11 protein-coding genes are annotated in these 11784 nt (G+C 47.8%); 6 read left to right on the forward strand and 5 right to left on the reverse strand.

Annotated features, from left to right (window positions below; translation table 11 throughout):
* Positions 1-5: 5 nt before the first annotated feature.
* The 4 genes from QSK07_RS21440 to QSK07_RS21455 all read right to left on the reverse strand — a co-directional run bounded on the left by QSK07_RS21440 (position 6) and on the right by QSK07_RS21455 (position 2873).
* Positions 6-767 (reverse strand): hypothetical protein, encoded by a 762-nt coding sequence (locus tag QSK07_RS21440; protein ID WP_285722993.1) that lies wholly within the window; start codon positions 765-767, stop codon positions 6-8.
* A 50-nt stretch (positions 768-817) separates the two neighbouring features.
* The gene (locus QSK07_RS21445) at positions 818-1111 is read right to left on the reverse strand and encodes a DUF1493 family protein (RefSeq protein ID WP_285722996.1); all 294 of its coding nucleotides are present in this window, start codon (positions 1109-1111) and stop codon (positions 818-820) included.
* Complete coding sequence (locus QSK07_RS21450) at positions 1105-1563, reverse strand: STM2901 family protein (RefSeq protein WP_285723093.1); 459 nt, start codon at positions 1561-1563, stop codon at positions 1105-1107. Before QSK07_RS21450 ends, QSK07_RS21445 begins: the two co-directional genes overlap by 7 nt.
* A 404-nt stretch (positions 1564-1967) precedes the next feature.
* Positions 1968-2873: a DUF1173 family protein gene (locus QSK07_RS21455; protein WP_285722998.1), complete on the reverse strand. Its 906-nt coding sequence runs from the start codon at positions 2871-2873 to the stop codon at positions 1968-1970.
* 635 nt (positions 2874-3508) lie between these two features.
* Here QSK07_RS21455 and QSK07_RS21460 point away from each other — a divergent pair.
* From QSK07_RS21460 to QSK07_RS21480, 5 genes are all read left to right on the forward strand, one after another.
* The gene (locus QSK07_RS21460) at positions 3509-3712 is read left to right on the forward strand and encodes an Hha/YmoA family nucleoid-associated regulatory protein (RefSeq protein ID WP_285722999.1); all 204 of its coding nucleotides are present in this window, start codon (positions 3509-3511) and stop codon (positions 3710-3712) included.
* Positions 3713-4098: 386 nt separating this feature from the next.
* Positions 4099-4965 carry a RepB family plasmid replication initiator protein gene (locus QSK07_RS21465; RefSeq protein WP_285723002.1) on the forward strand — a complete coding sequence of 289 codons (867 nt, stop codon included), beginning with the start codon at positions 4099-4101 and terminating at the stop codon, positions 4963-4965.
* Between the two features lie 1157 nt (positions 4966-6122).
* Positions 6123-7331, forward strand: a complete 1209-nt coding sequence (locus QSK07_RS21470; protein ID WP_143790214.1) for an AAA family ATPase — start codon at positions 6123-6125, stop codon at positions 7329-7331.
* On the forward strand, positions 7328-8314 hold the full coding sequence (locus QSK07_RS21475; protein WP_285723007.1) for a ParB family protein: 987 nt from the start codon (positions 7328-7330) through the stop codon (positions 8312-8314). The genes QSK07_RS21470 and QSK07_RS21475 overlap by 4 nt, the downstream gene beginning before the upstream one ends.
* 518 nt (positions 8315-8832) lie before the next feature.
* Entirely contained in the window at positions 8833-9060 is a 228-nt protein-coding gene (locus QSK07_RS21480) for a hypothetical protein (RefSeq protein ID WP_285723009.1), read from the forward strand.
* Positions 9061-9288: 228 nt separating this feature from the next.
* Here QSK07_RS21480 and QSK07_RS21485 read toward each other — a convergent pair whose 3' ends face one another.
* A complete protein-coding gene (locus QSK07_RS21485) occupies positions 9289-10440 on the reverse strand; it encodes a tyrosine-type recombinase/integrase (RefSeq protein ID WP_352230978.1) in 1152 nt (383 codons plus the stop codon).
* A gap of 317 nt (positions 10441-10757) precedes the next feature.
* On the opposite strand from QSK07_RS21485, the gene QSK07_RS21490 reads away from it, so the two are divergent.
* A complete protein-coding gene (locus QSK07_RS21490) occupies positions 10758-11384 on the forward strand; it encodes a hypothetical protein (RefSeq protein ID WP_285723011.1) in 627 nt (208 codons plus the stop codon).
* The last annotated feature ends 400 nt before the right edge of the window (positions 11385-11784 follow it).

An 11784-nucleotide genomic window follows, 5' to 3' on the forward strand; every position in this document is an offset into this window, starting at 1 on the left:
AGATTCTATTTGAGAAATTCAACTTTTATAACGTGCTCTGATGGAACGGATAATCCGTTACAATCAATGCCTGACGTGGTCCCATGCCCGGGAGGAAGTCTTCTTACAGAGGTATATGCATAGCTTAACGCCGTCTCAAGAGTATTTTTTTTATTATCTATTTTTGCCAGGAACCAGACCAGACAGGGATGCAACACCCGCAAATAATGTTCTGTCAGATCGCATTGGTATTCTTCGTTGTAAGCGTTGAGCACGTCCTCAACCAGCTCCGGCAATCTGGCATAGTCACCTAATCCCAGTTCATTAGCATGAAAATGAACTTCCCTTATAAGGTGGCCGTATGGGCCCCAGTGTGTCCTGTCAGCTGTGCGTAGCTGAAACATAGAATCCGGCACACCCATTTTTTTGTTCCAAACCTGCATTTTTCCACTGATATTTTGATCGGGGGCCAGTTTGATCAGCATATCCATTACAACTGATTCTGATTTGTCGAGTGAAAGTAACCCGCCCGGGAAGGTATTACCTGAAAAAGTGCGGGTACCGTGAAACCAGTACGCAGAAGTAAACGGTCGTGGCTCGCCAAGCATCCCGCAAACGTATTCCCTGAGATAACAATTTGAGTCAACATTTATGGCAGGGTCTGATTCATAAATTTGTTCAAGATCTAACGATAACAGAACCTCTTCAAGTTCATGAGCTTTACAGGAAAAACCTGCAGAAAGTGTCAGCAGAGTCTGAGTCCTTGATGAGCAGTCAAGTGTGAGCATTAAGGGTGTCCTTGAGGATTACCGGAAGTAAGGGGTGGACTCTCTGCACCTCAGTCGTAACACCAATGACCTGTACGCACTGCCTCTACCAGCATCCCGATAGTAAGAGGGATGGCCTCACGCGGGTTTTTTGGATAGTAGAGACTGAAAGTCACCTGGTCAGAATCCATTGCAAACGCATCGAAGACGTTCTGAAGGCATTCCGCAGCGTCCTCCGGGTCGAGCTTCATGTCCAGATTGAGCGACATTTCTGGCGTGAGTGTTTTTCTCCGGAACGTAAGCAGGGAGCGGCCGTTCCACGGCTCAATGAGTGCCATTACGCGTGCCTGGGTGTCATCTACCATATCTTATCCTCCCCTCGGGCGATGGCATTGTACAGTCTGACCGAATTGAAACTTATTTCGGCAACGTCTCTGGCCAGAACCACCCAGCCCACAACGGGTATCGCCCGTCCGACAAAGGTGCTGAGCTTATGCGTAAAGAGAATACGCGCGGTCCGGGGCGGGTATCCCCCTACGATGGTGGGGAGCTTGATGCCAAAGGGAAATTTGGCATCAGGGAACGCTCTGCGCGCTGCCCGTGAGGCATAGGAGGTTCCTTTGAGAGCATCGCGCGGTTTGGTGCGGGTAGTCAGGACATTACGTCCGGACAGGATGGCCACGATCGCGCCGAAGTCATCGATGCCCAGCTGTTCGGCGACTTCTTCACAAAAAATCATGAAAAAGAGCTCACCAGCGGTGAGGTTCGGTCTGCCCGCGTAGAAATAGGTGTTATTGAGTTCTTCAGTCGTGTCCACTGCCAGCTCCTGCAAGTTCAGCTTCACTTATCGTCCTGACGATTCTTAAACAATACCTTCCGCGTTCAGGCCTGACAACCTCTCAGGCATAGGGTAAACAGATACGGTACTTCAGCCCTATCTCCCTGCAGTTAAAAGACACCCGTGTCAGACGCAGGGAAATGCAGGCATGTCTGACTTCGCAGCAGCATTCCAGTACCACCAACGCCCGGGCCCATATTCCGCCTCATAGTGAGCGGTTTTTACCTGCCTGCGCAGCAGGTATTCTGGCGTGTTCATGCCGAACACTTCCATCGGCAGTGCACCCACACCAGGAACATCTTTGAGCAAAAATCCGGAAACACATCTTCCTCACCGTCGTAGCGCAGAGGCTTGATAAAAGAGCGTTTTTCCTGCCACAGTTTTTATTCCACAGTTCCCTCATAGCCGGAATCAAGCGGAATAAAGCGCGGGCTGACCGTCATCAGCGCCATGTCGACGACGGTGCTGCAGCTGGACGGTCGGTTGCGTCCGTCAAAGTGCCTGAACGTCGTTTCGGGCGGCTCCGTTTCTGCAATAACTACTACCTTCATTCCCCGACGCCAGTCGCCCAGCTCGCGGCTAAAACTCTTCCCTAGGCGCTGGCGCACGTCCTCCGGCAGAACCAGGTCAGGAAAACCAGAAAACAGCCCCAGTGGCACCATAGTTTTCAGTCGTGCTTCACCGGCCTCACTCCAGCCAGCCAGCACAGAAATGACAATCAGTCGTCTTTTGTTCTTTTCGGACGCTCTCAGGTGTTCCCGGTTAGCGATAACCTGCTGAGTGCCCTTCGTGGCCATAAGCAATAGGGATTCTTCCAGCGGCACGCGACCGATACGGATCCGGGTAGCCGTCTGCTGCAGGTGCCAGCTCACCCAGCCAGGGGTGCGTTTCTTTTTATCGAAAGCGGGGTGCCAGACATTGATACCGGACTGCTCCCACAGCAGGTGCAGAAGCCCCAGCAGGCTCATCGAGGGCCGCCGTCTGCGTTTCACCGGTTCGTTATCTGAGACGGTTTCAGCCGGTTTTTCCTCGGAAGGGGCCTTTTTCTGGAGGCCCGTGGGCAGTCTGACTACAATGGTGCCATCTGCTGCTGCACGGACCGCGTCCCCCATATAAATCTCTGCCAGGCGTTCATCAGACCATACCGAATAAAACCGGCAGTCAGGTTTATGCTCATTACCCGTGAAAGCATATGAAGATAGCCAGCAGCGTTCAGTATCACGGGAGTAATGAACCTTCAGCCGTCTTCTGACCGTATCGCTTTCTGCCGGCAGACACCTGCAGGTCACTACTGTGGTTTTTTTATTATCCCGGGAGTGCTTAAGCCAGCGCTGCTAGGTAGATGTTTCATTCTGCTGGGAAGCCTCAGAGGCCTCCTGCTGGCCCTTCTGACCAGTAAAATGAACCGGATAAACTTTTTTCTTTGTCATATACAGTCCGCTAAGCAGATTATATTTCCCATGTCGATCATGAATAACTGCACTGTACCGGCGATGACTCGGCCCAGAAGCGGTTAAATTCATTCTGCTGTTGCTGACTCAGGAATGAATTGCCTCAGATAATCAGGGCATTCATCAGCTGATGAGTGTAATTAAACGCTCCGGTCTGCACGCCACTTTTTCCTGTCATAATAAATTCGTTATGCATAATACTTTACAGTGTATCCTTTCTGACCGGAACACCCGAATCGGCAGTCCGTTAATCAGTAACCAGCTGCTGTGACTTTTTTTCATCAACCACCACTCTTACTAGTACACCCCGTTTTGATAGCTTTTCAAGCGCTTCTGCTACTGGCACATTTGTAAATTCGTACAGAGACACGTCGGCAGAACCGGCACTTGGGCATATAAAATATATGATGAGTACCAGAGCGGTGCAGTCCTGTGAAAGCCCGCTTGAAGGTCAGAGCTAGCATAAGGGAAAAATGACAAAAACAGATTGGTTGATGCGATTCAGACGTTGTCATTCGATTGATACGCTGGAGACTGTATATGAGCACCTGAAATACAAAGGTGACTCGAAAGAAGAGTTCGCAATTAACTCAGCATATGATCATCGTAAGGCTGAATTAACAGTAGGGAAGTTGTTCGATCGCGTTCCAGCACACGTATGGAAACTCATTAAATGAGAGGCTGCATGGCATAGCAGCAAGATTTTACCGGTAACTGGCGGCGCACACACAAATTCTTTGTGTGCGCGCCGTCAGTTGAACAAGCCGCAGGCGCGTTAGCAAAGAAGATCGTTTATCCACATTTGCACAGGCTCGATCCAATAACTTACCAATTTAGATCCTTATAGCTCCTAAAAGATCCCGCTGTCTCTCAGACCCTGCCACATAAGGCCTGAAGCACTTTTATTATGTGTGGTGGCGGGATAAACATGTGTTCTGACGGGAAAATCGTGTGTGCTGGTGGGCTGGTAATGTGTGCTGATGGGATGTAGTGTGTGTGCTATTGGGATATAAGCCATTTTTAGTAACAGGAAGATCCTGTGACGCAGAGTTGAGATAACTATATGACAGATAAGTCATTCATTGGCGATGCACTTTATAGTGACATGGTCAGTAAAGAAAAACAGCTCACAGTTAATTCTAACAATACTGTTCAGCCAGTGGCATTGATGCGCCTTGGTGTTTTCGTGCCTAAACCCACAAAATCACAGGGTGAAAACAATATTGTTGATGCTTCAGAATTGTTTTCACAGCTGGAGATTGCCCGGGCTGAAGGTTACGATCATATCAATATTTCAGGTCCGCGACTCGATATGGATAGTGACTTCAAAGTGTGGATAGGAGTTATCTATGCTTTCAGCCGACACGGGCTGACATCGAATAAAATTGAACTGAAATTCACTGAGTTTGCTAAAGGATGTGGCTTTTCTGCTAAACGTATAGACGGCAGGTTGCGCCTTTCGATCCATGAGTCTTTGGGGAAATTACGTAATAAATCAATATCTTTCAAACGTGGACGGGATGCTAAGGGAAGTTATCAGACAGGGCTTTTGAAAACAGGCTATTTTGATGCTGAAAAAGATATCGTCCAGCTTGAAGCAGATGAAAAACTCTGGGAACTGTTTCAGCTGGACTACAGAGTCCTTCTTCAGCAACATGCAATCAAAGCACTACCCAAGAAGGAAGCGGCTCAGGCTATTTACACTTTCATTGAAAGCCTTCCAGCCAATCCTATTCCGGTAAGCTTTTCACGTTTACGTGAACGTCTTTCTCTCAGCAGTTCTGTAAGCGAACAAAACCGCACAATCAAAAAAGCGCTTGAGCAGTTACAAAAGATAGGTTATCTGGAATTCTCACTGGTTCGTAAAGCGCGAGAAAATTTCATTATTATTCATAAGCGTAATCCAAAACTTAAACCGGCTGACATCTGAATGTGTGCTATCGGGGGCCCTTAGACAGCCCTCCACTTTAGAACAGCAATTATGCTATCCCGCCAGCGCACATGCTCACGTAATGCATTGTTCCGGAAACCTGCCAGTGCACATATTAAGGGCTCTGACTCTTAACAGTAGCTCGTCAGCACACACTATCGGGTATTTTAAGCGCAGCTGATTCCCTCCAGCACACATTAATCTCCCACTAACGCACATAATTATGAGTTATTCAGGAAACCTATCCTGTCAGCACACACTTTTCTGAAGTCCCTGAAGCTCAGTTTCCCTCCAGTACACATGATCGTGACTTTCGGACGGGCTTAACCGCCCATGACATATTTTTAGCTTCACCTGAACTCATATCCCTCCAGCACACATTTCTGTATCCAAAATGAAGAAAATAGCCTGTCAGCCTGTATCTCTTTGCTTCTGCAAAGTAAATGGGCGTCCACCTTATCAGTCATTTACTGCATATAGCCCGCTTTTAGAGAGACTGCCTGTAAGCGTAACCGCCAGCACACATTTTTAAGTCCTGTGCTTTTTAGTACCCGCCAGCACACATTTTCCTTTGGGAAAATGACATCCCGCCAGCACCTATTCTCTTTCAGGATAACTCTATCCCGCCAGCACACACCATCTGTTGCTTAACTGTAAATGCTCTGGGTTGTAAGTCTTCAATGGCAGACGTGTATTGTCTAAGAGGCTGAGTAAAGGAGGTGTCCATCTTCTTAGCTGAAATGACCGTACTCAGTCTTAATTAAAATTGTGCCTCCGCTAAACTTACTGAAGCACGCATGAATGACCATTAAAACTTCTGAAACTATACAGGCATCATCTGCAGAGTAACTGAAATACATTGCTTATTTTCACTGATTGAAAGGGAATTTCAGCCTGAAATAAATTAATAAAATACAATAAAAACATAAACATAGGTGTTTTATGGTGTGGGGTAAAACCCATCTGAATTCCAGTACATTTCTAATGCTGAGACTGTGATTCATTCACTAACAGGACATCACTTTTGCCAGAAAAGACGTGATACTGTGAGCAATATTTTTTTCTCACGTACAATAAATTCATGTCTTTTCGAAAAATGTTGCTCTGACATTTTTGACATGTACAATCAACATAAAAATTGACAACGGAACCTTTAAATGAAAAGTCATTATGGTGGCGTGGACGAGACTGCACGTAGAGCCAGCGCAATGTTGCGCAGTATGAGCGACGATATATCCCTCAGAAGAAATGAGTTTGGTTTGGATCAGTACTACCAGACATTCACACGTAACTCTGTGGCGAACCTGCCTAAACTCAGCCGGCGTGCAGTTGAGCAGGCGATTGATGAAATGGAAGCGCAGGGGCATGTCTTCGGCAGAAAAGACGCCGGTAATACCCGACATTATGCGCTGACCATTAAAGACGTTGTTGATATTTACGCTCACCGCAAAGTACCTAAATACCGTGACTTGCACGTCGGAGAAGGTCCTTTTGTAATATTTGTTGTGAATTTGAAGGGTGGCGTGTCGAAAACCGTTAGCACGGTTACGCTTGCACATGGATTACGAGTTCATCAGGACCTTCTGCAGCATGATCTTCGTGTCCTTGTGGTTGACCTTGATCCCCAGGCCTCCAGTACCATGTTTCTCAGCCAGCAAAATAGCATTGGCTCCATAATGGAGACGGCTGCACAGGCAATGCTTAACGATCTTGACGCTGAGCAGCTCCGTGAAGACATTATTAAACCCACAATCATTCCTGGTGTGGATGTAATCCCAGCTTCCATAGACGATGGTTTCATTGCCAGTCAATGGAATGATCTTGTCAGAGAACACCTGCCGGACAAGTTACCCTCAGAGGTTCTGCGCCGCACTATCATTGACCGTGTTGGCGGGGATTATGATTTTATCTTTATTGATACCGGTCCTCACCTTGATGCCTTCATGCTGAATGCTCTCGCGGCAAGCGATTTACTGCTCACACCCACACCGCCGGCTCAGGTGGATTTTCATTCCACTCTGAAATATCTCACCCGACTGCCTGAAATGATTGAGCAGCTTGAGGAAGAGGGAATCACGCCGCGTATAAAAGGGAATATCGGCTTTATGTCGAAAATGACCTCAAAACGTGACCATGAGATGACACATGGCCTGGCCCGCGATGTCTTCACGTCTTACATTCTTGATGCGGCACTGCCACGCCTGGATGGCTTTGAACGTTGTGGAGAGAGCTTTGATACCATCATCAGCGCCGATCCGGGTTCTTATCCGGGCAGTGCTGAGGCGCTGAAAAAGGCAAAACGGGAAGCAGAACGTTTTACTCAGGCTGTATTTAAGAGGATTGAGTTCATCAGGGGTGTGAAATGAAGAAAGAAATGGTGAAACTGGGCCGGAAGCTGGGTAACTCAAGTTTTTCGAAAATGATGAGTGAGTCTGACAGCGAGCGGGTTTTCACCCTGAAGTCTGGCGCTCAGGCCCGTTTTGTTCTGACAAAGTTTCTGCATGATGACATTGAAGCACAGACTTTTGTAGACGCAGCCGTTAATGGTCGAGACCAGGCCTTTCTGACACGCGAATCGGTCAGTGATATTTCCCGTACCATAAGACTGCAGCAGTTCTTTCCCGCTATTGGTCGGGAGGTAGACGGACGTACAGAGATTCTCGATGGTTCACGCCGTCGGGCGGCCTGTCTTTACAACGGGACCGCCTTTGAAGTGCTGGTGACGCGTGATGCGTTGTCTCTCTCTGATGCCAGACAACTGGCCGCTGACATTCAGACTGCCAGAGAGCATACGCTGCGTGAACTCGGTAAACGATTAAAGCTGATGTATCCTGCGGATATGAATCAGGCAGATATTGCCGCCGCAGAAGGACTTTCTGCGGCCAAGGTCACCCGGGCGTTTCAGGCGGCTGCAGTTCCTGAAGAGATCATTGCGGTGTTTCCTTCGGTCAGTGAACTCTCCATCAGTGACTATCAGATTCTGCTTGAGGTGACTGAGAGAGCGCGGACGAGAGTCATCAGCACGGAGGAGTTAACTGGCCACGTTCGTGCACGTATCGAAAGTGACGCGCATTACGACAGGGGTGATCCCACCTATAAGGCAAAAATAATCAGTTATTTTCGCGCTGAAAGCGCAGAACCCAAAAAAGGGTCGGCCGGCAAAAAAGTCGTGACTGAAAAACTGGCTGAATTTGCTGATAAAAAGCAGTTTGCCAGAAAGAAAACGGATTCAGATAAACGGGTGGTTACTTATGAATTCTCGCGCCTTTCTGCAGCCTGTCAGGCTGAACTTGATGCCGCTGTCAGAAGTGTCATTGAGCGTATGGTTGTGAATGAAAAAGACTCATAACTTACTACCAGTAGCGGGAAATTCAGAAGAGGATTCCCGCAAAGAAAATGCTTTAACTTTATGTTTTTTTGGATAAAGAAAGAAAATTTCAATCTGAAATTCCCCGAATAGCATTTCCTTTAATTGCCAGCAGGTGACAGGGCCGGTTCTGGTCAAAGCAACAAAGCTATCAAAGCTGGCCGACCTTAAGCATGATAAAAGAACAGGGGCCTGGCGTAACAAAACTTATTTTTTAAACAGCACTTTTCTGTGAGCCTCGACAGGAATGATTGTGTGGGTGGCTCACCCGTGCTGATTCAACATTTTCCCCATCCTGGATGCTTATTCATTCCCCATACATAACCTGATACGGAACCGGCTGTACGTCCCAAAATTCTTTTCCCTGCGTTCAGGCGTGACATCATGTTTGAACCCTTCACAGACAGCAGGCATATTGATTACTGACGTTTCCCGCGGTCCTGTTAATGAGGCAGGAGTATGTCAGGACCTGGATAGCTTTCCCCGGTTGCTGAAATCAATTGCCGTGCGAAAATTCAGTACCCGACTGGCATATCCTCAATAAAACCTGGCGCAGTTCGCCGTCGGTGTGCAGTTTTATCAGCGAGTATACCGGCATCAGAATTGAGTCGCACCGTATGGATGAGACGCAGATTGAGCTGATTACCTGCCAGAATGAGGCGGCGACGCTTCACGCAGATGATGAAGTCATCAAGCTCTTTTATCAGGAACATCACAGGTATGGCTGACATTCCCTGAACAGGGGAGCCAGTAAAGAACCCGGTCAGTTTACCGACGTCTGTATTGTGCCGGGTGCAACGCACCGGGCGCTGCTCGTATTCCGGCGGTGAAATGAATTGCCACCTGCTACCCGTAACAGACTCTACGTGGCCTGTTCGCGCGCCCGGGGGCACATCTGGTTTTTACCGGAAAACCTTTTCCGTCAATTCATACAGTAAGCGTTATCAAGGCGAAGATCAGCGGGGCAGCAGCAGCTGGCTGGCCTCATGTGGATCCATGGAGAACCGCACCCCGAGCTGGCGGGTGACGTCCAGCGCAAACACCCGCGTATACCACTCGGTGGACTTTGCGTCCTTATGGCCCATCAGGGTCTGAATAACCTTCTGCGGCACCTGATGCTGCACGAGATGCATCGCAAACGAATTCCGGAATGTCTTGGACGTCACCGGCCGGATGGAAAGCGTCACACCGTCACTCGCCGCCGCCGCCACTGCCTGACTTATCCAGCTGCGCGCCGTGTCCTCACTCTTTATGTCCCAGAGCCGCGCCCCTGCAGCCAAGCCTGCCGTCGCAAACCACTCCCCTAAGCGTTGCACGAATCCCGGATCGGTCAGCGGCACCGCCCGCGGCGGGTTGTCCCGGATTTCCGCCTCTGTTTCCCGCACGGCCAGCTGCTCTTCCTTCGTCGGGCGCCCGCGACGGCGGCTGCGGTTGCGCGCCGCCTCTTCGAGCTTCCGTTGCTTGAGGGTGCGAAGGACCACGAACGGTGAGGAGAGCGGCACGCCGGTGAGCGGGTCGTCCAGCACAAAGTCTTCTTTCGTAAGCGGTAGGATCTCGTTAAGTCGCCCCCCGGTATTCCACAGCGCATCGATGAACAGACGCTTGCGGAGATCGGGCACCTTGGAGAACAGGACGGCCACTTCGGGGGCCAGCAGGTAACGCGGCATGTCGGAGCCGTAGGCGGCGGCTAGGTTTCGCAGCGCTACCGCGCTTTCGTAGTCAAAATAGCGTGCAACGCCCGGGTTGGTCAGGTTATGACCACTGGCATCGCTGTGTGAAATCTGTGTCAGTTCGCGGGGCAAAAGTACCCAAACTTTCAATCTCCGTTGTCTGGCTATGTGGAACGTATTTCGCCTGTCTGTCCAGCGAAAACCACGGGAATAAATCGATCCGCAGAGAATCCGATCTGGATCTTTTTTCCGGCTTTTCTCCCTAATATGGGGAAAAAACTGGTCAGCCTGGAATAAACAGCGGGCTTTGAGGCTCTGATCCGGGCGGCGATCGCCGTGTAACCCTATGACGGTAAAGGGAAGATCGGATACCGGGTAGGGCAGAGGGCGTGCCAGGCACTCTAGGCTGGATGCCTGGTCGTGAATCAATATAGACAAGAAAATGTTCATGGAGTTGAAATGCCGGGGCTAAGGTGAAAAGATAAGCGCCTCCTGTTATCACAACAGCAGGCACAAATGCATAATAACCTTAGTGCTCTTATAGATACTGTTTTCTGTGCGAAAAACATTAGAGAATGGTAATGTGGACATTAGTTACGAAAGGATGGTCAATAAACTTTTTCTATTTCTTCTTTCAATCCGAATTTATTAGTATATTCGTGGGCTAACTATCGTCTTTGTTTACGTGAAGTTAACCAAGCTACTGCTTGACATTTATAATACTATTTCAATTATTTTTTATTAGGGCTAAATGTATGAACTCATTAACAGATGAAACCACTTGGAAAATAATAGCTGCTGCCATTCCGGTAATTGCGTCTGTATTGCAATCCATTCGTTTTTTAATAAATTGGTTAAAAGACGGCTCTCTTTACAAACTTAAAAAGTTAGATAAGGAATTTAGTGAATACTTATGTGATAGCGAAGAAAAAAAATTACTCCATAAGCGCATTATAGAACGTGTAGGCTCCAGACTGGCGGGGGTAAACGATCCTACTATAAAGAAAAGGATTATATATGTATTAAATAGATCAGAAATTCGGCTTCCCCCTTTTTGGGCAAATCATATAGGTAAGTATCTTGAAGATGATGGAAAAAGATTTTATTTTAATTTTACTTCAAGTAAGTTTCGAAAAAAACGCATCTTTTTCAGAACTATTAGCATGATATATATGTTGTATGCTTTCATGATATGGTGGGCTTATTTTCATGATAACATTTTACCTTTATGGCTGGTTTTAATCTCATCAATTTCGTTATCAATTATCTCTGTTTTTTGCATGGGGCTGTTCCCATCTAATAAATTTTTACAAGCAATGAATGGTCGTATCATTAAAGTAGATATAAAAGAATACAGAAAATATAAAGTAAGTAATATGTGAATTTTCAATATTTAAATTTATTTTCACTATTTGTCAATCAAGAATAAATATTTTTTTGATAAAATGGCGTTATTCATCGATTTGGATTATCTCGCCCGAGAAATGCCATCACTGGCGTGGCTGTTAAATCCGGGTCCGAAGAAAATCGTGCGGGACTCAAAGTCCGACTAAGGCAATCCAGCAGCGAAAAACCTTAAGGGAAATCATGTTCCCATGGCGCTACTTGAGCTTTTCTGCGGCAAGTGTGTGGCTGAAACCGACGTTATTCTCGCTTATTACCGTCAGTATCTGACATCGCAGCGGATCATCAATCCGGTGAGTACGGGCTGATGCACTTTCGTCAGCCCGACAGCGCACGACCCACGATAGCGATTCATTAACTATTGCACCTGACGATCAG

It is taken from the genome of Pantoea sp. QMID4 (assembly GCF_030270445.1).
Lineage (GTDB): Bacteria > Pseudomonadota > Gammaproteobacteria > Enterobacterales > Enterobacteriaceae > Pantoea > Pantoea vagans.